Annotated in this window: 20 protein-coding genes; 9 read left to right on the top strand and 11 right to left on the bottom strand. The window is 65.7% G+C overall.

Annotation, left to right across the window (positions count from 1 at the left end; all coding sequences use genetic code 11):
• Positions 1 to 68: 68 nt before the first annotated feature.
• The 4 genes from JWP90_RS07530 to JWP90_RS07515 all read right to left on the bottom strand — a co-directional run bounded on the left by JWP90_RS07530 (position 69) and on the right by JWP90_RS07515 (position 2,320).
• Positions 69 to 626 carry a dihydrofolate reductase family protein gene (locus JWP90_RS07530; protein WP_297361984.1) on the bottom strand — a complete coding sequence of 186 codons (558 nt, stop codon included), beginning with the start codon at positions 624 to 626 and terminating at the stop codon, positions 69 to 71.
• Positions 627 to 787: 161 nt separating this feature from the next.
• The gene (locus JWP90_RS07525) at positions 788 to 1,222 is read right to left on the bottom strand and encodes a YbhB/YbcL family Raf kinase inhibitor-like protein (protein WP_297361921.1); all 435 of its coding nucleotides are present in this window, start codon (positions 1,220 to 1,222) and stop codon (positions 788 to 790) included.
• Positions 1,223 to 1,318: 96 nt separating this feature from the next.
• Positions 1,319 to 2,077 carry a class I SAM-dependent methyltransferase gene (locus JWP90_RS07520; protein ID WP_297361918.1) on the bottom strand — a complete coding sequence of 253 codons (759 nt, stop codon included), beginning with the start codon at positions 2,075 to 2,077 and terminating at the stop codon, positions 1,319 to 1,321.
• 87 nt (positions 2,078 to 2,164) lie between these two features.
• A complete protein-coding gene (locus tag JWP90_RS07515) occupies positions 2,165 to 2,320 on the bottom strand; it encodes a hypothetical protein (RefSeq protein ID WP_297361915.1) in 156 nt (51 codons plus the stop codon).
• Positions 2,321 to 2,627: 307 nt separating this feature from the next.
• Between JWP90_RS07515 and JWP90_RS07510 the strand changes: the two genes are divergently transcribed.
• The gene (locus JWP90_RS07510; RefSeq protein WP_297361982.1) at positions 2,628 to 3,269 is read left to right on the top strand and encodes a hypothetical protein; all 642 of its coding nucleotides are present in this window, start codon (positions 2,628 to 2,630) and stop codon (positions 3,267 to 3,269) included.
• Between the two features lie 67 nt (positions 3,270 to 3,336).
• On the opposite strand, the gene msrA is transcribed toward JWP90_RS07510, so the two are convergent.
• The gene (msrA, locus tag JWP90_RS07505) at positions 3,337 to 3,858 is read right to left on the bottom strand and encodes a peptide-methionine (S)-S-oxide reductase MsrA (RefSeq protein ID WP_297361913.1); all 522 of its coding nucleotides are present in this window, start codon (positions 3,856 to 3,858) and stop codon (positions 3,337 to 3,339) included.
• Positions 3,859 to 4,029: 171 nt separating this feature from the next.
• Between msrA and JWP90_RS07500 the strand changes: the two genes are divergently transcribed.
• From JWP90_RS07500 to JWP90_RS07485, 4 genes are all read left to right on the top strand, one after another.
• Entirely contained in the window at positions 4,030 to 5,823 is a 1,794-nt protein-coding gene (locus JWP90_RS07500; RefSeq protein WP_297361910.1) for a DEAD/DEAH box helicase, read from the top strand.
• A 12-nt stretch (positions 5,824 to 5,835) separates the two neighbouring features.
• Positions 5,836 to 6,480 (top strand): alpha/beta fold hydrolase, encoded by a 645-nt coding sequence (locus JWP90_RS07495; protein WP_297361907.1) that lies wholly within the window; start codon positions 5,836 to 5,838, stop codon positions 6,478 to 6,480.
• Positions 6,481 to 6,987: 507 nt separating this feature from the next.
• A complete protein-coding gene (locus JWP90_RS07490; RefSeq protein ID WP_297361904.1) occupies positions 6,988 to 8,064 on the top strand; it encodes an NYN domain-containing protein in 1,077 nt (358 codons plus the stop codon).
• Between the two features lie 16 nt (positions 8,065 to 8,080).
• Complete coding sequence (locus JWP90_RS07485) at positions 8,081 to 8,434, top strand: hypothetical protein (RefSeq protein WP_297361901.1); 354 nt, start codon at positions 8,081 to 8,083, stop codon at positions 8,432 to 8,434.
• 117 nt (positions 8,435 to 8,551) lie between these two features.
• Here JWP90_RS07485 and JWP90_RS07480 read toward each other — a convergent pair whose 3' ends face one another.
• The 3 genes from JWP90_RS07480 to JWP90_RS07470 form a co-directional block, all read right to left on the bottom strand.
• On the bottom strand, positions 8,552 to 8,695 hold the full coding sequence (locus JWP90_RS07480) for a hypothetical protein (RefSeq protein ID WP_297361899.1): 144 nt from the start codon (positions 8,693 to 8,695) through the stop codon (positions 8,552 to 8,554).
• Complete coding sequence (locus JWP90_RS07475; protein ID WP_297361895.1) at positions 8,692 to 9,624, bottom strand: pseudouridine synthase; 933 nt, start codon at positions 9,622 to 9,624, stop codon at positions 8,692 to 8,694. The genes JWP90_RS07480 and JWP90_RS07475 overlap by 4 nt, the downstream gene beginning before the upstream one ends.
• Before the next feature lie 653 nt (positions 9,625 to 10,277).
• On the bottom strand, positions 10,278 to 13,307 hold the full coding sequence (locus JWP90_RS07470) for a hypothetical protein (protein ID WP_297361893.1): 3,030 nt from the start codon (positions 13,305 to 13,307) through the stop codon (positions 10,278 to 10,280).
• Positions 13,308 to 13,453: 146 nt separating this feature from the next.
• Here JWP90_RS07470 and JWP90_RS07465 point away from each other — a divergent pair, with 146 nt between their 5' ends.
• The gene (locus JWP90_RS07465; protein ID WP_297361890.1) at positions 13,454 to 13,711 is read left to right on the top strand and encodes a zinc-ribbon domain-containing protein; all 258 of its coding nucleotides are present in this window, start codon (positions 13,454 to 13,456) and stop codon (positions 13,709 to 13,711) included.
• A 130-nt stretch (positions 13,712 to 13,841) separates the two neighbouring features.
• On the opposite strand, the gene JWP90_RS07460 is transcribed toward JWP90_RS07465, so the two are convergent.
• Positions 13,842 to 14,126, bottom strand: a complete 285-nt coding sequence (locus JWP90_RS07460; RefSeq protein ID WP_297361887.1) for a hypothetical protein — start codon at positions 14,124 to 14,126, stop codon at positions 13,842 to 13,844.
• A 61-nt stretch (positions 14,127 to 14,187) separates the two neighbouring features.
• On the opposite strand from JWP90_RS07460, the gene JWP90_RS07455 reads away from it, so the two are divergent.
• Positions 14,188 to 15,675, top strand: a complete 1,488-nt coding sequence (locus tag JWP90_RS07455) for a serine hydrolase (protein WP_297361884.1) — start codon at positions 14,188 to 14,190, stop codon at positions 15,673 to 15,675.
• Between the two features lie 316 nt (positions 15,676 to 15,991).
• Here the strand turns inward: JWP90_RS07455 and arfB are convergent, their stop codons facing one another.
• A complete protein-coding gene (gene arfB / locus JWP90_RS07450; RefSeq protein WP_297361881.1) occupies positions 15,992 to 16,414 on the bottom strand; it encodes an alternative ribosome rescue aminoacyl-tRNA hydrolase ArfB in 423 nt (140 codons plus the stop codon).
• Between the two features lie 131 nt (positions 16,415 to 16,545).
• Between arfB and JWP90_RS07445 the strand changes: the two genes are divergently transcribed.
• Positions 16,546 to 16,734 carry a hypothetical protein gene (locus JWP90_RS07445; protein WP_297361878.1) on the top strand — a complete coding sequence of 63 codons (189 nt, stop codon included), beginning with the start codon at positions 16,546 to 16,548 and terminating at the stop codon, positions 16,732 to 16,734.
• A 59-nt stretch (positions 16,735 to 16,793) separates the two neighbouring features.
• Here JWP90_RS07445 and JWP90_RS07440 read toward each other — a convergent pair whose 3' ends face one another.
• The gene (locus tag JWP90_RS07440; protein WP_297361875.1) at positions 16,794 to 17,615 is read right to left on the bottom strand and encodes an aldo/keto reductase; all 822 of its coding nucleotides are present in this window, start codon (positions 17,613 to 17,615) and stop codon (positions 16,794 to 16,796) included.
• A gap of 850 nt (positions 17,616 to 18,465) precedes the next feature.
• Here JWP90_RS07440 and JWP90_RS07435 point away from each other — a divergent pair.
• A complete protein-coding gene (locus JWP90_RS07435) occupies positions 18,466 to 20,340 on the top strand; it encodes a serine/threonine-protein kinase (RefSeq protein WP_297361872.1) in 1,875 nt (624 codons plus the stop codon).
• The last annotated feature ends 286 nt before the right edge of the window (positions 20,341 to 20,626 follow it).

The raw sequence follows: 20,626 nt of genomic DNA, 5'->3' as shown, positions 1-20,626 counted from the left end.
CATCAGCAGCGGTGTCAACGCGCCAATAGTGCTCCGAGTCAGTGGCATCGTCAACCCCACCACACCGGTCATAGGCGCGAGACGTATCGCAGGTAGAGATCCCCACTCGCGAAGCGGCGCACCTCCGCGAGTGCCAGTTCTGCTTCCGCTCCCGCCGGGAAGAACGCCATCCCGCCGCCGACGAGCACAGGACACACGATCAGCCGGTACTCGTCGACGAGCCCGGCAGTGATCGCAGCGGCTGCGAGGGTCGGCCCGCCGATCGAAATGTCGCGCTCGCCTTCCTTCAGACGCGCGACGGCATCCGGGTCGAAGCGCCGCTCTATCCGAGTGCGGGGCGTCGAGGCGGCTTGGAGCGACGTCGAGAACACGACCTTGTCGGCGCCTCGCCAGAGCGCTGCGTAGTCGAACATCGCTGAGGACGGGTCGGATAACGGCGGCTCGGTTTGCCACACCTTCATCACCTCATACATCCGCCGGCCGTAGAGGTACGTCCCCACCGACTGCTCGAGACCGTTGACGAACGCGTGCACCTCTTCATCCGGTGCCGCCCAATCGAAATTGCCGCTCGCGTCATTGATGTAGCCGTCGAGTGAGACGATGCCCGTGTAGACCAGTCGGCCCATGGTGTCCTCCCTGGATGCTGGGATCATTCGAGCACGGTTCGTCCCGGACGCCTAGAACCGGGTGTCAGCTGCCACGAACATCCTCTGGGTCCATGACGAGCACTCCCGCTGCTGCGCCCGACGTCGAAAGCGCCGCTGAACTCGGGGCGGCGTGTAGGTCGCTAGCGTGAGCAGGTGCCGACGACCGTTGCCTGGCCGAGCATCGCGTCCACGTTGCTCCGCAGGAACTCGTCGCGAGACGGTTCCCCGTCGACGGGTCTCGACAGCGCGTAGACCGTGAACGCGTAGTGATGGGTGCCGTGTCCGATGGGAGGCTTCGGGCCGTACCATCCGGGCCGGCCGGCGTCGTTCGGCCCTTCCCGGTAGCCGGCATCCGCGATGTTTGTCGCCGAAGGCGCCAGACCGTAGACGGTCCAGTGGGTGAAGCCGCCTGGATCAGGGGCATCCGGATCGTGGCAGATCACGGCTAGTTCGACGGCACCGGGTGGGACGTCTTCGATCAGGAGGAAAGGAGGAACGTTCTCGCCGTCAGCGGTGAAGCGTTCGGGGATGGGTTCGCCATCGGAGAAGTCGGTCGAGCGGATCATGAGTGTCATCGTGGTCATCTCCTTTCGGGTTCTCCGCACGCGGAGACTGACTGCGTGGTGAACCTGCCTTCATTGTGGACCGCTCCGTCGGGTAGATGGCAGCCCTCACCGTGCCATCGGAGCACGACCGACCGCGTAACGAAAGGCGTTGACCAGCCGGTAGCCGCCGCCAGGCGCCCGGAACGGGTTCGCCGCGTGAATCACGGTTGCGGCGCCGGCTGCGAGGCCGTCATCGTCCTCGCCGAGAAGGACTCCGCGAACAAGGGTGTTCTCATCCAGTGCCACCCAGGGGGCTGCCACCGTACCGGATGCGACGAGCGCGAGACCGCCCCTGCTGAACAAGTCCTCGAGTCCGCCGGGAACCCGCAGTTCGTCATCGGGCGGCACTTCTTCGTCGAAGGACGCTGCAACCGCCTGTTCGAGGACGTGAATGTCATTGTGGGCGGCGTCGGCCCAGTTGGCGACGACAACGCAGCCACCCGGGACGGTCACTCGCGTCATTTCGGCGAGCGCCGCATCCGGGTCGTCCGCGAACTGCAGACAGTTGACCGCGGTGACGGCATCGAAGGAGGCGTCCGGCCAGGGCAGGGACTCGACGGCCCCGACGCGGATGTCCGCGCCGGAGACCCGCGCTCGGGCCAGCTCGATCATCCCGGGCGCTGGGTCGATACCCGCAACAGCCGCTCCGGCGCTCGCGAGCATGGCGAGGTATTCGCCGCTTCCGCAGCCGACATCCAGGACTCTCATGCCTGGGCGGATGCCGGCGGCTAATGTGATCGCGTTTCGTACCGGGTCCGCGAAGCCACCCCACAACTCAGACCACTCCAGGGCGACGGCCGACCAGGCTTCTCCGGCGTCCTCCACAGCTACCTCCTCGAGCACCCTTGATGATCGGGCTCGGCGGTCACACTAACACCGGCGCGACGGGCGGGTGACGACGAGCAGGGAATGTCACCGCGGGTAGACATCATTCAAAAGAATAATCGACACGAGGTCCGGCACGCTTTTCAATAGGAAGATCCAGATCCAGCTCGTTTCGGAATCCTCGTCGCCGTCGCTGGCCTCGGTTACCTCGCGGACGGATTCGGTGGCATTCTGGTCCGGCACTTCTCGCCCTCTGGATCGGAGTCGTCGTGGCCGTTCTCGGAGCCGGCGGCTTCGTGTACACCTTCCTCACCGGCCAATGAGCATCGATCGCAGTGAGTTGAGCTGAGGGCGGGCCGGGCTGAGCCACACCACCGGGAACGGGGATTGAGCAAGCGATGACCCTTGCCGCCTCCGTCAGCCAGCCATAGAGTAGCGCCGACAGTGGAGTGTGGTCGCTATGCAAAGTCTCCGGTCCCTTGTCGCGGACGCCGAGTCGCGGTCAGTTCTTCCGCCAGGTGACGACGAGCGATTCACAGGTTATGCCGTGATGAGCGTGCCTTTCGACTCCGGCCATGTCCTGGGGCTGCGGCGCTTCATCGTGACCTCGATCGGGCCCAGCTATACGTCGGTATGGCATCGCGACCCTTCCGGGAACTGGACCATATACACGACGGTCGATGCGACCTTGTCGTGCCCACGCTATTTCGGGAGCGCCATCTCTGCGACCTCCGTGCACCGCATCGACATCACCTGGACGGCCGACTTCCGCTTTACGGTCAGCATCGCGGACGCCCTTGAGCTGACGTGGAACGTCAGTGCCGCTGCGACGCCGATGACACGTCTGATGTCCACCGCGATGACGATGGTCCCTGAAGCGGGGTGGCACAACGCGTCGTTCCTCAAAGCCATGGGGAAAGCGGCGGGACCTTCGCTGCGCGCTGGACGGATGGGCCTGACGGGCACGACACCGAACCGCCAGGTTTTCCGGGCCGGCCCCAAAAAGATCTGGGCCGTTGACGACAGCACTGCGGTGCTCAACGGCACGAATCTCGGTCGCATCCGCCCGCTGGCCGAACAGACAAGGCTCGGCGACTTCTGGATGCCACAGCGCGGGATCTTCATGCTCGGTTCGGCGACATTCGAACCGTTTGATCCAGCCAGGCATCTCGCAGCGACCACCACCGCCTGAGCTGTCTCCCTGACCGCAGAGCGACAACGCCCCTGAGCACTCCTCCGGGCGTTGTCGTCGGGGAGATCTAACCGGCGACTTCAGCCTCGCGGCGCGGAAGCTTCCAGCCGGGGCGCACGAAATGGCAGGTGTAGCCGTTCGGGTACTTCACCAGGTAATCCTGGTGCTCTTCTTCGGCCTCCCAGAACGGCCCGGCAGGGGTGACTTCGGTGACGACCTTGCCAGGCCAGAGCCCTGACGCGTCGACGTCGGCGATGGTGTCCTCGGCGACGCGCTTCTGCTCGTCACTGAGGTAGAAAATCGCCGACCGGTAGCTCGCTCCGATGTCGTTGCCCTGGCGGTCCTTCGTCGACGGGTCGTGAATCTGGAAGAAGAACTCCAGCAGGTCCCGGTAGGAGATCTGGGAAGGATCGAACACGATCTCGACCGCCTCGGCGTGGTTGCCATGGTTGCGATACGTCGCATTCGGGGTCTCCCCACCGGAGTACCCGACGCGGGTCGAGATCACTCCCGGGCGCTTACGGAGGAGCTCCTGTGCTCCCCAGAAACATCCGCTTGCGAGAATCGCGGTCTCGGTTGTGCCGGTCATGTGTGGCCTCCTCGTGTTGGACACTGTCCATTGTCGGGCATTTGCAAAGAAGGAGAACACAGGAACACCGGCTGCTGTTCCCGTGCGCCTGAACGCCTGCCGAGAGTTTCGAGCGATACCCCCGGCATCCGTCACGACAGATACACATCAACTTAGGACTACCGTTAGGGTATGACTTCCCCTGAAACAACCGCGCCCAGCGACGCTGATACCGCCGACGCCGGCCAGAACTTTTCCGAGCTCGGGCTCGCAGACGCTGTGCTGAAGGCACTGCGTGACGTTGGATACGAAACCCCGTCGGCAATCCAGGCCGCTACCATTCCCCCGCTCCTCGCCGGTCGCGATGTCGTCGGCCTCGCGCAGACCGGAACCGGCAAGACCGCCGCGTTCGCCCTGCCGATCCTTTCCCGACTGGACATGTCGCAGAAGAGCCCGCAGGCGCTCGTACTCGCACCGACCCGTGAGCTCGCGCTCCAGGTCTGTGAAGCATTCGAGAAGTACGCCGCCCACCTCAAGGGTGTCCACGTGCTGCCCGTCTACGGCGGCCAGGGCTACGGCGTCCAGCTGTCGGCGCTGCGCCGGGGCGTGCACGTCGTCGTCGGTACCCCCGGTCGCATCATGGACCACCTCGACAAGGGCACCCTCGACCTGTCCGAGCTCAAGTACCTCGTGCTCGACGAAGCAGACGAGATGCTGAAGATGGGCTTCGCCGAGGACGTGGAGACGATCCTCGCCGACACCCCAGAGGACAAGCAGGTCGCCCTGTTCTCCGCGACCATGCCAGCGGCGATCCGCCGCATCTCGGCGAAGTACCTCCACGACCCCGAAGAGATCACGGTCAAGGCCAAGACCACGACCTCGGTCAACACCACCCAGCGGTACCTCGTCGTGTCGTACCCGCAGAAGGTGGATGCGCTCACCCGCATCCTCGAGGTCGAAAACTTCGAGGGCATGATCGTCTTCACCCGCACCAAGAACGAGACAGAGACCCTCGCCGAGAAGCTCCGCGCGCGCGGCTACTCCGCTGCGGCCATCTCCGGCGACGTCGCCCAGGTGCAGCGTGAGCGCACGATCAACCAGCTCAAGTCCGGCAAGCTGGACATCCTGGTGGCAACGGATGTCGCGGCTCGCGGCCTCGACGTCGACCGCATCAGTCACGTGGTCAACTACGACATCCCGATCGACACCGAGTCGTACGTGCACCGTATCGGCCGGACCGGTCGAGCCGGACGCAGCGGAACGGCGATCAGCTTCGTCACGCCGCGCGAGCGACGGCTGCTCACCGCCATCGAAAAGGCCACCCGCCAGCCGTTGACCCAGATGCAGCTGCCGAGCGTTGACGACGTCAACGCCACGCGACTGAGCCGCTTCGACGACGCCATCACCGAGGCGCTGAACCAGCCGGAGCGGATCGATGCGTTCCGCGACATCATCGGGCACTACGTCAAGCACCACGATGTTCCCGAGGCTGACGTCGCGGCGGCGCTCGCCGTCGTGTCGCAGGGCGACACCCCGCTTCTGCTCTCCCCCGAGGAGATGCGCGCCCAGCGTGACCGCGACGAGCGTGAGCGCAAGGAAGCATCCGGTTCTCGCCCGAGTCGCGACGACCGAGGACCATCGCGTTTCGACCGAGGCGACCGAGTCGAACGGCGCCCGCGGAGTGCGAGCGACTCGTCGCTCTCGACCTACCGCATCGCGGTCGGCAAGCGCCACAAGGTTGAGCCGCGCCAGATCGTCGGCGCACTCGCGAACGAGGGTGGCCTCAGCCGCAACGACTTCGGCCACATCGACATTCGGCCGGAGTTCTCGCTCGTCGAACTGCCGGCGAATCTGTCGGACGAGGTGCTCGCCAAACTCACCGGCACGCGCATCGGCGGCAAGCTGATCGAGCTCCGCCCGGACCGTGGCGCTCCCGGCAAGCGGGACGACCGCGATGACCGCTCGGCGCGCAAGCCGCGACGCTAGGAGTCTTATTCCATGTCTGTCGTCATTGAGGTCGCCGTTCGACGCCCAGCCGATCCGGCGGCTCAGCCTGGGCAGCCGCTGCTGCTTTTCCTGCACGGATTCGGCTCGCACGAGGGTGACCTCGCCGGTCTCGCCTCGTTCCTGCCGAACCGGTTCGACTGGGTGTCGCTTCGGGCGCCCATCGGGATTTCGGCGAGCGGGTTCGCGTGGTTCCCGATCACGACGCCTGGTCAGCCGGAACCGGCGCCCGTTCATGACGCAACAGAAGCTGTTCTGCAGTGGCTGGATTCCAACGTTGACGAGTCGACTCCGGTCGTTCCCATCGGGTTCTCGCAGGGTGGTCTCATGGTCACCCAGCTGCTCCGCCACTCTCCCGCGCGTTTCGCCGCAGGGGTCGTGCTCTCCGGGTTCAGCCTCGACGCCGTGCTTCCCGGCGACGAGGAGCTGGCCCGGCTGCGGCCGCCCGTGTTCTTCGGACGCGGTGACGCCGATGGTGTCATCTCGCCGCAGACGACGGCGAGGATCACCACCTGGCTGCCTGCCCACAGCACACTGACCGAGAAGGTGTACCCAGGACTTGCCCACTCGATCTCGGCGGAAGAACTGGGCGACATCTCGGCGTTTCTCGACGAAGCGGTACCGACCACCGACGCCTGACGCCTGGCCGAGGCGCTGCGGTGCCAGAAACGGCTGTTCGCCACGTTGCTACGCCACAAACGGCTGGACCTTTCCAGCCGTTTTTGGCGCGGCAGGGCGGATGCTGAGGGAGTGTGGATCGACCAGAAGTCGAGCGACTTCCGGCCCATCGGGGCGTCAGCCCGTCACACGGTGAGTCCGACCGCTCTTCCCCCATCCGCAGCTCCGCTAGCTCCAAACCATGACACCCAATCCGTTGATCCCGGCCGCATACGACGTTATGCGGAGTGGTGTCCTCGTGACTGTGCTCGCGCTGCTCATCGCCGCACTGCTGCAGATTTGCCGTGCCTTGGCGCTCAGGCCGACCGCTCAGTCGACCTGAGTGCTGATCGCGCTCGTCGCGCCGATTGTCGGCCCCCTCGCGTGGTTCGTCGTGGGTCGCAGAACCACGACCGCCTAGACGCAATTGGCGTGCGCGCCGAGCAGCGGCCAGACTGAGTACACACCCTCGACTGAGAAGAGCTTTCCATGCCCGAACCCGTCGATTCACGCGTCGCCGTCTACATCGACTTCGACAACATCGTGATCTCCCGTTACGACCAGGTACACGGACGCAGCCAGTTCATGCGCGACCGGGCACGCGGTTTCAGCGCCGCCGACCGCGAAGCCGACCCGGAGATCACCGAGAAACTCGCCAGGGCGACCGTCGATGTTGGAGCCATCATCGACTTCGCCTCGTCCTTCGGGACTCTCGTTCTCACCCGCGCCTACGCGGACTGGTCCGTGCCGGTGAACGCCGACTACCGCGGACAGCTCGTCAGCCGTGCCGTGGACCTTGTGCAGTTGTTCCCCGCGGCCGCGTACGCGAAGAACGGTGCTGACATCCGCCTTGCCGTCGACTCGGTCGAAGACATGTTCCGGCTCCCCGACCTCACCCACGTCATCATCGTCGGTGGCGACTCCGACTACATCGCCCTCGCACAGCGCTGTAAACGACTCGGCCGCTACGTGGTCGGGATCGGTGTGGCGGGATCGACGAGTCGCTCGCTTGCAGCGGCCTGTGATGAATTCGCCTCATACGACGCGCTGCCCGGCGTGAAGCCGATCCCTCCGGCGCCGGCCAAGGAGAAGTCGGAACCAGCGTCCACGTCCGCCCGGCCGTCCCGATCGAAGAAGACGATGACGGATGCCACGGACCCGGCCGCGAAGGAACAGCCCGTCGCAAAGGAACTGCCTTCCCCCGCCGCCCCTGTGTTCTCCGACCCGGAGTCGGCGGCTCCGCCCCGCCGACGGGCGTCGCGGCGTGCCAAGTCGCCGGAACCCGAGGTGGAGGAGGAGTCAGAGGTCGAGCCGGACCCGCAGGAGGTTGCCACTGGCCTCCTCGAACGCGCCTTGCGGCTCGGGCATGAGAAGGACGACGCCGACTGGCTGCACAGCTCCAACGTCAAGACGCAGATGAAGCGGATGGATCCCTCGTTCAGCGAGAAGGCGCTTGGTTTTCGATCGTTCTCCGATTTCGTGAAGTCCCGCGACACCATCGCAGAAATCGACGAGACGAGCACGGCGCGCCTGGTGCGTCTGGTTCCCGCGCTCTCCGACCGGTAGGGATGCTTCTCGCCTCATGATCGGGTTCGCCCTCGCCCCGGTCGACGACGCTGCCATCAACCGGGGCAAGGATCGGGCGACCGAAGCCGACGAATCGTCCGGGCGGCGCTGTGCCGGTGACGGTTCGCCAGGTACGGGTGTTCGGGGTTCGACGGCGAAAATCCACGCCGCCGAAGTCGATCGCGTACCGTTCGCCCAGTACGTCCGCTCCGTGGCTGGGCACCCGCCGCGCCGGGCTGTTCTGGACCAGCCGCCGGTCGGTGAACGGCAGCGAGAGGACGATCCCACCGGTGGCCGGGGTACTCAGCGTACTGACCCGATTTTCAGCGTGCATACGACGTACCCCGCGGCGGTCGGGTGGAAGGCGTAAGATCCGGTCCGTTGATCCACAAGTCGACATTGCCGATGCCATGACCGGCGAAAACCGTCGTGACGTCGAGGTAGCGGATGTCGGCGCCGGTCAGGGCGAACTGGTGAACGACCCCGGCTATGGCCCGACACGGAGTCCTGCGAGGAGGATGGGCGCGGCGAGGCCACCGGCGTCGGCGAACGTACGGAAGTTCTGGATCATGGGCACAAGCTGCTCCCCGGTCCGTTGCCCCACCAGCAAGAGTGAGGAACCCGCATTCATGGCCCGGCTTCTTCCGGCAGGGGCAATGTGCGGACACTGGCGAATCGACGCCGGTCACCGTCGACAGGATCGATGAAACTCAACTCACTGGCGAGCAACTGAAGCGGATGCGCGAAATCATCGACCGAAACGTCTCGCACGACCGGATAGAGCGGATCACCGCTGATCGGTATCCCCAGGCCGAACATGTGCATCCTGAGTTGATGGGTACGCCCGGTTCGCGGTGCCAAACGGTAGACGGCCGAAGCCTCATCGACCTCCGACTCCAGTTCGATCACGGACTCCGCGTTGACCGGGGCGTCCGCCACAACCTCGGCCTGCATTCGGCCACGGCGTTTTTCCAGATGGTTCCTGACCGTGACGGGAAACTCGAGGTCGGCTGTGCGCGGAGCGAGCGCGCGATAGACCTTATTGACCTCACCACGCTGGAACATCGACTGATACAGCCCTCGCCAGCGTTTCTCGGTCGCCAGGAGGAGAAGACCCGACGTCACCCGGTCGAGGCGGTGCAGGGGCGACAACTCCGGCAACCCGAGCTCGGCGCGGAGTCGCACCACGACGCTCTGCGCGACGTGGCGGCCCCGCGGAATCGTCGACAGGAATGCGGGCTTGTCGACCACCAGGATCCGCTCATCCTGGTGGACCACGTGTATCGCACCGGGAACGAACACTTCCTCCCGCAGGTCCCGGTAAAACCACACGAAGGTGTGCGGGCGGTACGGGTCGTTTCCGGAAACCGGGGAACCCGACTCATAGACGAAACGCTCGTCCGCGATAAATCCGGCGACGTCGATGAACTCCGACAGTCGCTCCCCCAACCACGCACCCATGGTCGGCCACGGATCCGGACGGGAACGGTCGAGATCCGGGGTTCGCATCCATGCGGGATCGAGGCCGAGTCGTTGCGGCAGGGGCGAACGGGGAGGCACCCACCGATCGTACGTCACCCGGCCCGCCGTTCCGGCGCCCCACCGAGGAGACCGGCGGATGCGGCAGCGGATGACCGTTGCGTCCCGTCTCGAACAGACGATGGTGGATGCCGCCCTCGTCACTGACAGGAAAGCTCGGTTTTCAATGGCCTGCAACAGGCGGCGCTGCCGATCCTCAAGGAGATCGCGGACGAACTGGCCATGACCTGGCTGCTGGCCGTTCGTCTCGACAGCGGTGAAGCAGTGACACTCGTCAGCGCCATGCCGAGACAGAGTATCGCTGTGGTGTCCTACCGGCCGGGCCACGGGCACCCAACCAGCCGATCACGCCGACCGGCCCTGGCGGAATCGGCAAGAGCCGGCTCGCCCTCGAAGTGGCTGAACTCGCCTCGGATTTGTTCGACCGGGTGACGCCAACCAGGCACACAGGTCGATCCGGAACCCGTAAACGAAAGCGTCGTACCCGTCCGGGATGCCGGCGACGACTTCAGCGAAGCGTGCGCGCTCACGGTTCTGAGCATCGCGTGCATGTCCACCTTGCCACCCGCCCTCGACCGAGCCGAAGCAGCTCAGCGGCGGGCAATCGAGCTTTCGAGCAGGTACCCCACCTCCCATGCTCTTTCTCGCCGCGTGGCAGGTCGGGCGCCGCCCGTTCATCCGGGGGAAATCCCGCGGCGCCGGCTGTTCCTGCGGAAGAAGCTCAACCCTGGGAGGGCCCTGCCGGTTCGGGGTTCCGGTGGCCGGTGGGTCGGCGCACGCCCGTTGTTTGCATCAGCGAGCATGGCGATCAGCTCGTCACGGGCTGCGCGGTACTGCGGTGTCGAGAGATAGTCGTTGTGCTTCGCCACCGCCCACAGATATGAGCGGGGCGACCGTTCGGTCGCTCGCCGGTCGATCGGGTTCTCATTGACGCCGTTCGTCTCGTTGCTCCAGAACCCGGTGACCGGGAAGCCGAGGTAGTCGGTTCTGCGCCAGAGACTCCGCCACCTCGGTGGGACCGGGGTGTCCGGATCGCTGAAATCGCCGCCCAGCAGCTGAACCACGGACTCCGGGTCCCCCTCCACGTGCACAGGCAACGCCGGCGGCCGGTTGTCGGCGATGACCTGTCTTCTCCACGGGTCGGATGCGAGCATCCGTGGCCCCTCGGTTCCGCGCACGCCCAGAACACGCGGGCCGAACACTTCAGGGAAGAACCGGCTGAAGTATGGGCGCAACTGCACACCGTGGGTCAGCAGGGCCACGCGCGGGAGCGCGTCGCTCTCCTCCTCGCCCTTCAGCGCGAGGATCGCGGCAACGGCGATCGTCGCGCCCATCGAATGAGCAGAGAGGATGACCGTCCCGTCTTCACCCGCTTCTTTCTGCCCCAGCCACCGCTTGATCCTCTTGGTCACCTCCGGGACCGCGCGTTCGGCATAACACGGCGGCGCGAACGGATGCCCCGCCCGGGGAAAGAAGCAGATGATGTCCCAGACCAGGGCGAGTGGCCGTTCCGTCGAGGTGACCGCGTTGGTCACCACCCCGGCAACCGCCGACAAGGCAATGAAACCGATCGCCCATCGCGATACGGCCAGCAGGCCCTCCCAGAATGGCGCTTCTTCCAGGACTTCGCCGATGTACGGGATGGCGAGCGGGACAAGGGCCACTGCCGTGAGGATCGCAAGCACCCGCATGAGCGGTTCCCCTCGGTGAAGGAGGCCGGCGACTCGGCGGGCATCTGCGACAGCGCGCAGCCGACCGCTCGGCCGGATCTCGCTGGGAGGGTAGTCCTTCTCCCGCACCGTCTGGGGAGGATGCGTGCCGTCCTTCGGATCTGGGCGTGAGGGCACGTCCTCGGAGTCCGGGACCAGACGGCCGGTCCCTCCAAGACCCTCGGATCCCGGCCCCGGCAGGCTGAAGGCGGTAAACCGCCGCGATGCCGCGCCCACCGTGAGCAGGAGGAAAGCGAGAAAGACGACCAACCCGACCACGAGCATCCCGGCGAATCGCTCGTGGAACGGCGGTGCCCCGATCGACTCCGGCGTGGGGATCGAACCGATACCCGTTGTCTCCGGCGGCGGATTGAGAAGCCGCCAGCTGTCCCTGACCACCGGTTCATCCGTGTCGGCCGTGAGCCACGCGTGAGTGCCGAGCACGAGCAGGCTGGTGATGATGAGAGAGGCGAGCAGCGCCAGCAACAGCACCACTGCCGCTCCGTTACCGTGCCACCCGGTGTGGCGGCGTGCTTCCCGCACTCGCGGATCACTGAACGGCAGATACCCGACGATGATGGCTAGCACGACCAGTCCCACCGACAGCCACGCCAAAACAGGGCGCATTCCGCCGAGAGCGGTCGGGGCGACCCCCCACAGGGCGGATGCGGCACCACAGGCCAGTGCGAGCGGCAACACGAACCACATCACGAGGCGACGCCTCCATCGGTATCCCCAGGTGAGACTCGCCACCGCGATGAGCGCGCCGCCAGCCGCTATCGCCGTCGGTGTGACGGTGAGGCCGCGAAGTCCGCCGGCAGTCGCCAGCTGCTCCCCCGCCGTCGGCGCACGAACAGCGACGATCGCCCAGACGACCCAGGCCAGATACGCCGCCGCTGCGATCACCAGGATGGCCGTGGACCAGCCGCGCTTGGACCGAGTGGACCAGCTTTTCCCGCTCAACCCGGCTGCTGCAGCGATCACGGCTGCCCCTGCGAGCAGAACAACGGCGACCGTGAGGGCGACGAGCGGCACGGGACCGGCGCTGCCGGGGTCGATCCGTCCGGAGAGCACGCCGATGAGATCGGCGCCGCGGACGGAGACCGGACGCGGCACGGCGTCGAGCAGCGCGTCCTCCGCCAGGAGGAAAAGGATGAGCGCTATCGCGGCAGCGAAATGGGCTCGCTCCGTGGTCTGCCCGACACGGGAACGATGCCAGAAACCGGCCGAAGAGAGCAGCGCCGGTCGCGGAGGATCCGCCTCACTTGCGTCCCCCTCGGCTGGTTCTTCCACGCTGGACGTGCGTTTCGCGTCGTCGTCGAAAGAGCTCTGCGGGTTGAACATGCCTCGTGCTCTCAGACTGATGATGTAGATCAGCAGGGTCACCGCGATGGGGGCGATGCTGAACAGCGCCGCCCGGGCGATCGGGTTCCAGGTTGCGAGGAAGTCGAGCCAGCCGGGCATCGCCGCACAGGCATGGTATCGAGGTGCGTCTTCTCCAGACGACGTCTGAAAGCACTGGAGGCCGATCAGGTGCACACACACCGTGACGAAGCCGACGGTGTAGAAGAGCGTCTGCAGGAGCGCGAACACGCGAATGCTCACGGCTCCGTCGCCGCCGGCCCACCACTTCGGATCTTCGTCCGTACCCTTGATGTCGCGTCTCGCCCAGTAGGCGAGGTTGCACAGCCCGAACGGCAGGACGAACAACCACCCGACGTGAACGACAGCGCGCCCAATCAGGGCGAGAGCGGAAGCCCCGCTGCGTGCCTGGTTCCCCCAGGAGTACGCTTCGGCCACCGTCTGGATCGGGGCGTTCGCCGTCGGGGCTGACGCCGGTGATACGACGGATGGTTTCGGCCTGATCCGCCAGAAGGATCCCTGCTCGTCGCCGTCTTTTCTTTCGACTTCCTCCGTCGTCGTGCACAGCATGTCAGCAGGCGGCGCGTTCGCGATTCCGTGGATTCGTAACTCGAGCACCCGCATGGTGGCCATGATCTCGCCTCTCCTCGAGGATGACGCGAGTCTAGAACCGGCGAATACTCGCCAGGAAGCCCTGCCGAGGCGATGTTCCTGTGCCATGCGGAGCGTGGCTGCGCAAGCCCCTCTTGCTCGTTGGCCCCGGTTCATACACTCGACGGATGTTCCTCATCTTCGGCACGACGTTGCGCGACCGCGTCCTCGTGGTCGTCAGGTTCGTCTGCGAATACTGCCGCACAGACGCATCCCAGGACGTCATTGAGAGCGCGACGAAGGTATCGCTCTTCTTCATTCCGCTCTTCACGATCTCACGACGCTATTTCGTCGTGTGCTCAAACTGCGGAGGTGCGACGGCTCTGACCAAGGAGCAGGCGACCAACGGCATCGAATGGGCGGCACGCAACCGTCAGGTGACGTGACGCCGATGTCCGGGCCGTGGCATCCAGCATCCAGCTGAACGCCATGACCGGTGGCGGCTTTCAGTTCGGCTGGATGTCTGCCGTCCCCTGTGGCGTGAACGGCAGAACCAACCGCGAGTGGTGAGCGGCGTCAGCCATCTAGGGTCGTTCCTTCTCCGTCGTTTGGAAGTTGCGGTGCGAACGGTGTCGCGTAGCCATGCATCGTCGTGAAGAACGGTGACGGTTCCAGAGTGGGGTCCCCCGTGGAGCCCCGTTCCTCGGCGACGCCGGCGAATGGCCAGTAAGCCGATTCGGTCTGCTGCTGCCCGCCCTGCAGGTATTTCAGGGCGGCATCCCGAACCCGAGTGTCGATGTCGAGGCTTTCCTCGCCGAGCACGGTGCAGGTGACTGTATTCCCTGACCATTCGGTTCCCACGTCGGCATGTGAATGTCACTTTTTCGTCGACAGCCTGGTGCCTGGTCCTAGCATGGACCCCATGCATCGCTCACTGCCGAGAAGCACACCGTCCGCCCACGCCGTCGACGCGCGGGGCGTCGTCGCTTTTCTTGACGCTCTGGAGGCCGCTCCGAGCATCGAACCCCACAGCCTGATGCTCCTGCGCGATGGCCATGTGCTCGCGGAAGGGTGGTGGGCGCCGTACGCCGCCGACCGGGTGCATCTGCTCTACTCCCTCAGCAAGAGCTTCACGTCCACCGCCGTCGGCCTTGCCGTCCACGAAGGACTGCTCGATCTGGATGACACAGTTCTCAGCCACTTCCCTGAACTCGACTCCGAGATCACCGACCCGCGCAGCCGGCGGATCCGGATCCGGCACCTGCTCGCCATGGCGAGCGGGCATCGGGAGGAGACGCTCCAGCGAGCGCTCGACCGCGACCCGCTCGATCTGGTGCGCGGCTTCCTGCTGCTGCCGCCCGACGATGAACCGGGAACAGTGTTCGCGTACAACCAACCATGCACCTACGCGCTCTCCCTCATCGTGCAGCGCGCCTCCGGTTCGTCACTGACCGACTACCTGCGACCGCGACTGCTCGATCCGCTGGGGATCGACGATGTCGGCTGGATCACCGATACGGCGGGACAGGAGCTTGGCTACAGCGGCTTGCATGCACAGACGGAAGCCATCGCCGCTCTCGGTCAGTTGTACCTGCAAGGTGGCCGGTGGGAGGGCCGGCAACTGTTGCCGGCAGCCTGGGTCGAAGAAGCGACACGGTCACACGTGTCGAACGGCTCAGATCCGGCTTCGGACTGGGAGCAGGGCTACGGATTCCAGTTCTGGATGGCGCGGCACGGGTACCGCGGAGACGGTGCGTTCGGCCAGTTCTGCGTCGTGCTTCCCGAACACGGTGTCGTTCTGGCGATGACCGGTCAGAGCGAAGACATGCAGGGTGTCCTCAACCTTGCCTGGCAGCACCTGTTGCCGGCGATCAGGCGGTCGGGCGATGCTGGGGGCGGGAAGGACGCGGATGACACGCTCGCCGCACGACTGGCCTCCCTCGCCATCTCCCCTCTTCCAACCGAACCGCTCAACCGCTCGGTCCGCGCCGGCTTGTTCCTCCCGGCGCCGGACAACGCGCTCCCCCAGCTGACCGGCATCGACGTCGCACCAGGCGGCGCCGACCACCTGACTGTCGCGTTGCTTGAAGGCGAAAGCCGCCTGGAGGTCACTGCGGCCTTCGGCATCTGGAGCGCAGATGGTGCAACAGCGGCGAGCGCCGGCTCGGCGGACGGCGGCTCACGCCTGGCCGTCGACGTGATCTTCATCGAGACTCCTCACCGCCTGCACCTCGCGCTCGACTTGCTCAACTCCCGGTTCACCGCTCGCTGGGAAACCGAGCCTCTTCACGATCCGTCGGTCACGGCGCTCCGCCAACCGACCGTCGTGAACCCGATTCCAGGAGGATCGGCTGCCGACTCCCGGATCGGTAGGGGAACAGAAGGTACACGAGAAGGATTCCCAAACTGATTCGAACACCGCGGGAGACTGTCGGATCCGCGGCGAGACGGCGTGTGAGACGTGGCGTGCTCCACCCAGGCGATCCGGTGCGTTGCCGAGTCGATCAGGTAGACGAACAACCCATTCAGGCGAAACGGATCCGCCGGCTCGCGTCGGCGCTCCACGACAGCGAGCTCCAGGGTGCCTCCGCGGCGATGCGCCGAACCGGCGCGCACGTCGCGTCTTCCACTCCGAGGGAACCGGCGTCCTGTTCCTCAAGCATCATCGAGGAACTCGTGGGAGAGGTTGAAGACGCGACCAGCGCGTGACGGTGTAGGCCGCCGCTCTACTCGGCGGGCGGCCTCCGTCGCTGCTGTTTCGTGGTGGAGCGCCGTTCCTTCGCCGCGAGGCGTCGCCGGTCCGACCCCCTCGTGGGCTTCGTCGCCCGCCGACGGGGCCCGTCGGGGGCGAGACCCGCGCTCACGACCTCGGCGAGCTTGCGCCGGGCGATGCCCCGGTTGCGCAGCTGAGAGCGCTGTTCGGATGCGGTGACGGTGAGGACTCCCCCGACGAGGCGCCGCCCGAGGCGCACGAGCAACATCTGTCGCTGGTCGTCGGAGAGCACCGCAGAGTCGGCGACGCTCCAGGAAAGTTCCACGCGGCTGTCCGACGTATTGACGTGCTGGCCACCGGGGCCAGACGAGCGGGAGAACCGCCAGCCGAGTTCGGATGCCGGGAGGGTGAGCCCAGGCGACACCTCCAGATCCATGGGTCAAGCGTTGCACGAATCGGCTCAGCAAAGGCGCGCTGCCCGAGACTCCACGAAGAGCAGCTCTGACGGCAGCTGCACCCATCGGCGCACTTCTCACATCGGAGATCGGCCCGCGCACGGTTGCCGCGATGGGTCTCGGGCTGATGGCCGGCGGCCTCGCAATCCTGACGCTGGTGGATGTAGCCACGCCTTACTGGTTGATGGCCATTCCGTTCGTGATCATCGCGGTTCGCGAGCCGGAGCACCACGACGTCGAAACGGTGCTCGAGGCGACCGTCGAAGGTGAGGCCGGCCACAACCAGCGTCAGCGACCGTAGCGGGAAGGCCCCTCCCCGGGACGGCTTTTTGGGCTTGTGCGCCCTCCAGCACCGCGGGATCACCGCAGATCACGGACCGCCGGAACGCGGGAGACCGCGCCGAGCAGCCAGCGCGGCACGCGGAACGAGGGCCGGTTTCGGTCGATGGCAGCGATCGCTTCCATCTCGGCATCCGTGAGAGTGAGATCGAAGATGTCGAAGTTCTGCTCGATATGGCGCGGATTGGTGGACTTCGGGATGGCGACGAAGCCGGACTGGATGTGCCAGCGCAGGATGATCTGCACCGCGCTTTTGCCATACTTCTTCGCCAGTTCCGTGAAGACCGTTTCACCGAGTAGTTCCTTCGATCCGTGACCGAGCGGGTACCATGCCTCCGGCACGATCTCGCTCCTGGCCAGGAACGCGGCGAGGTCCTTCTGCTGGAAATACGGATGCCGCTCCACCTGGTTGACGGCTGGCGTGATCTTCGCAACGGTCAACAGTTTTTCGAGGTCCTGAATGCGGAAATTGCTGACGCCGATCGAGCGAACCTGGCCTCCCGTAACGGCGTCCTCCAGTGCACTCCAGCTTCCGCGATAGTCCGCGTATGGCTGGTGAAGCAACAGAAGGTCGATGTAGCCGGTCCCCAGACGTTCGAGCGATCGCGCAATCGACTTCTTGGTGCGCTGGTAGCCGTAATCGCTTGGCCACACCTTTGTCGTGACGAAGATCTCGTTGCGGTCGACTCCGGATGCTGTGATGCCGCGTCCAACGGCTCTCTCGTTGCCGTATACCGCTGCGGTATCGATCAGCCGGTAGCCGGTGCGGAGCGCCGCTTCGACGCTACGCTCGCACTCGGTGACGTCGCTGACGAGGTAGACCCCGAGACCGAGAGAAGGCATGGGGTGAGTGTTGTTCAGGACGAAGGATTCCATCGGCATTTCCCTTTCGAGCAGTTTTGTCCGGTCATCTCAGCTCTCGACAGTCCATCAGACCACGTCGACAACACAGAGGCCATTGTCCGTCTCGCGATAGGACACGTCCCCGGGAAAAACCCGACCCGACATCGCCCCCTCGCCGCCGAGTTGCAGGTTGTTGTTCCACACTGGATGCCGCGCGGCCCGCTCCGGCCGGTATTCGTCGTTGAATCGCTCGGGTTCGCCAGCTGAGAGACCCTCCCACTCCTGCGGCTCACCGAACTCCGCCTTCGAGTCGGCACAAGCAAGAGCGATGTTCTCGCCAGAAGCCAGCGGCCTGAATCAGCTTCTCGGTCGTCTCGATGACGCGAGCGCCGCCGGATCCCCCGATCACCGCATCCGTGGAGCAGCCCGCAAGCGCCGCGGGGAGCACCACGGCCACCGCCACCGACGCCGCTCGACTGAGAAGGTTTCTGGCCACAACCTACAGGCCACCATCCGTTGCCCGGCTGGCGCCCCTGCCTAGTCTTGACGCATGTCCCTTCGCCTCGAGGAGATCGTCGTGACAGCCGCGACCCCCCATCGCTCGCCCGATGGCGGCAGGCGGCGACGGGCTCGGTGATCGTTGGCGAGGACGACGACGGAGCAGAGCTGGCTCCCGCCCCAGGTCAGACGCCCAGGGCAACGACTCCTGCATCCTGACGGCGCGTGAGAAACATCCCACAGGAACGGAACGGCGAAGGCAGCCGTTCCACACCGGAAGCGCCGGCGCAAGCCCATGAGGGATCGAATCAGCGGGCGTATCGTTCTGCGTAGTTGCGAAGGAGCGCGTTCCATGAGTACTCCGACCACCCTCGTCGCTGGCCGCTACCGGCTGGTGGCGATGCTCGGCACGGGCGGCATGGGGATCGTCTGGCACGCCTGGGATGAGCGGCTGCACCGAGATGTCGCACTCAAGATGCTCCGCACCCAACCGGAGCTGACCGACGCCGAACGTCAGGTGGCCACGGACCGGGCGATGCGGGAGGCGCGGATCACCGCCGGGCTCCACCACCCCCACGCGGTTACGGTGTTCGACGTCGTGGAGCACGAAGGCCAGCCGTGCATTGTGATGCGGCTCATCGAGTCGACGCCGCTGTCGGCCCTGCTGCGTGAGCATGGCCCGCTGACTCCGTTCGAGACGGCGCGGATCGGAGCGCAGGTCAGCTCAGCGCTCGCAGCAGCGCACAAGATGCGGATCGTGCATCGGGACCTCAAACCTGGCAACATCCTGATCACGGAGGACGGCTCTGCGATGATCAGTGACTTCGGGATCTCCCATGCTCTCGGCGATGCCTCGATCACTGCGACGGGGATGATGCACGGCACTCCCGCCTACCTCGCTCCCGAGGTCGCCAAGGGGATGCCGACCAGTTTCGCGTCCGACGTTTTTTCGCTCGGGTCGACCCTCTACGCGATGCTGGAGGGCGAACCGCCGTTCGGTTCAGACAAGAACGCGATCGCCTTGCTGCACAAGGTAGCGCGCGGCGACTATCCGCCGCCGAAACACGCTGGTCCGCTCGCGCCTCTGCTTCGGGAGATGCTGTCTGCGACCCCGAAGCGGCGCCCAAGCATGGTGTCGATCGTAAAGTCGCTCTCGGCGTTGCAGGAAGAGACCCGAATCGCAGCCGTGCCGGCGGCCGTACCGATCGAGCCTGCGACCATACCCGTCGTGCCGGATCCAGTAGAGGGCGCCCCAGCAGAGAACGCCGGAGATGTCGCTACCGAATTGATGGAACCGCACGCTCGCACCGCTCCAACCGTCCCCATGCAGGAGGCCGACGACGGTTCCGATGTGCACGCGGCCGCTCCCCCGGCGACCGCGGAGATCGAGGCCCAGCCGGCCCCGGTGATAGACCCTGCCGCGGGGACGGTGCCCGTCGACCCCACCCGACCCACACCACCCGCAAACGGCCCCACCGCCGAGACGGTCGCCCTCGAGGACCTCTTCGAATCGCCCGCCTGGGCGTCGCATCCCGCACGGGGTCGACCCGGTCAAATGCCGTCTCCGACGAAAAATGCCGCAGCCCCCAACCGTCCGGTCACATCGCCTCATCGCACGAGCGCGATCGCCAGCATCCTGGTTCTGGTCGGCGCCCTTGTTCTCGGCGCGGTTTTGCTCTTCACCCCCCTCGGGCCCAACGCCATCGAGGCCGGCACACCGGACACCGACCGGGCTCCAACGGCAGGATCGAGCACCGAGACGCCCACGTCAGAGGCCACTTCGCCCCCGCCCGTTTCGCCCGATCCCAGCTCGACATCACCCGCATCTTCGGCGCCGACGCCACCGACCGCGACAGAAGAGCCGGTGCCAGCGCCGACCCCGGTGCCCGGGCAGCCGACCCCGGAGCAGCGAGCTGTCGAGACGGTCACCGGCTACTACGCGATGCTGCCAGGTGATCTCGACAGCGCATGGCCGCTGATGACCGCCGGTTACCAGAAGAATCACGCCGGGGGACGTCGCGGTTATGCGGCCTTCTGGGGCGACATTGCCGATGTCGAGGTCGCCGATGTCAGCGCTTCGGCACCCGATCGCACGCAGGCGACACTCACGTACTTCTTCCGTGACGGGCGGATCGTGCGCGAGTCGACGGCTTACCGACTGGTAGACGAAGGCGGGGTCCTCAAAATCGCCGCGACCGATGTTCTCAGCAGTACGCAACTCAAATAGAGCTGTGAAGCATGAGTGACTCCGCCTCCATGCTCGATCTGGGTGACCCGGGCTCTACGCGCGATGAGGAGTCTCCACCTCAACCATCCGGACCCGAGGCCACGACCGAAGAGAGCGTTCAGCCACCACGATGAAACCGAACCTTGCCGATTGTGGCCAGTACTTTGTCGTTGATCATCGCGGCTGCGTCGGCATTCTTCGCATATGACCCATCGCAGGATGCGTACGTGAGCGACCGCCGAAGTGAGCTGATCTCCGTCGTTACACAGCTGGACGAAAGCCTGCG

It is taken from the genome of Mycetocola sp. (assembly GCF_025464835.1).
Taxonomy (GTDB): domain Bacteria; phylum Actinomycetota; class Actinomycetes; order Actinomycetales; family Microbacteriaceae; genus Mycetocola_A.
Note: the sequence above shows the minus strand (reverse complement) of the source record. Positions and strands in the feature narration are given on the sequence as shown.

Coding starts and splice junctions, on each gene's coding strand:
- JWP90_RS07530 (WP_297361984.1), bottom strand. CDS start 626: ATGGGCCGACTGGTCTACACGGGCATCGTCTCACTCGACGGCTACATC.
- JWP90_RS07525 (WP_297361921.1), bottom strand. CDS start 1,222: ATGACACTCATGATCCGCTCGACCGACTTCTCCGATGGCGAACCCATC.
- JWP90_RS07510 (WP_297361982.1), top strand. CDS start 2,628: ATGAGCGTGCCTTTCGACTCCGGCCATGTCCTGGGGCTGCGGCGCTTC.
- msrA (WP_297361913.1), bottom strand. CDS start 3,858: ATGACCGGCACAACCGAGACCGCGATTCTCGCAAGCGGATGTTTCTGG.
- JWP90_RS07500 (WP_297361910.1), top strand. CDS start 4,030: ATGACTTCCCCTGAAACAACCGCGCCCAGCGACGCTGATACCGCCGAC.
- JWP90_RS07495 (WP_297361907.1), top strand. CDS start 5,836: ATGTCTGTCGTCATTGAGGTCGCCGTTCGACGCCCAGCCGATCCGGCG.
- JWP90_RS07490 (WP_297361904.1), top strand. CDS start 6,988: ATGCCCGAACCCGTCGATTCACGCGTCGCCGTCTACATCGACTTCGAC.
- JWP90_RS07485 (WP_297361901.1), top strand. CDS start 8,081: ATGATCGGGTTCGCCCTCGCCCCGGTCGACGACGCTGCCATCAACCGG.
- JWP90_RS07480 (WP_297361899.1), bottom strand. CDS start 8,695: ATGAATGCGGGTTCCTCACTCTTGCTGGTGGGGCAACGGACCGGGGAG.
- JWP90_RS07470 (WP_297361893.1), bottom strand. CDS start 13,307: ATGGCCACCATGCGGGTGCTCGAGTTACGAATCCACGGAATCGCGAAC.
- JWP90_RS07465 (WP_297361890.1), top strand. CDS start 13,454: ATGTTCCTCATCTTCGGCACGACGTTGCGCGACCGCGTCCTCGTGGTC.
- JWP90_RS07455 (WP_297361884.1), top strand. CDS start 14,188: ATGCATCGCTCACTGCCGAGAAGCACACCGTCCGCCCACGCCGTCGAC.
- arfB (WP_297361881.1), bottom strand. CDS start 16,414: ATGGATCTGGAGGTGTCGCCTGGGCTCACCCTCCCGGCATCCGAACTC.
- JWP90_RS07445 (WP_297361878.1), top strand. CDS start 16,546: ATGGGTCTCGGGCTGATGGCCGGCGGCCTCGCAATCCTGACGCTGGTG.
- JWP90_RS07440 (WP_297361875.1), bottom strand. CDS start 17,615: ATGCCTTCTCTCGGTCTCGGGGTCTACCTCGTCAGCGACGTCACCGAG.
- JWP90_RS07435 (WP_297361872.1), top strand. CDS start 18,466: ATGAGTACTCCGACCACCCTCGTCGCTGGCCGCTACCGGCTGGTGGCG.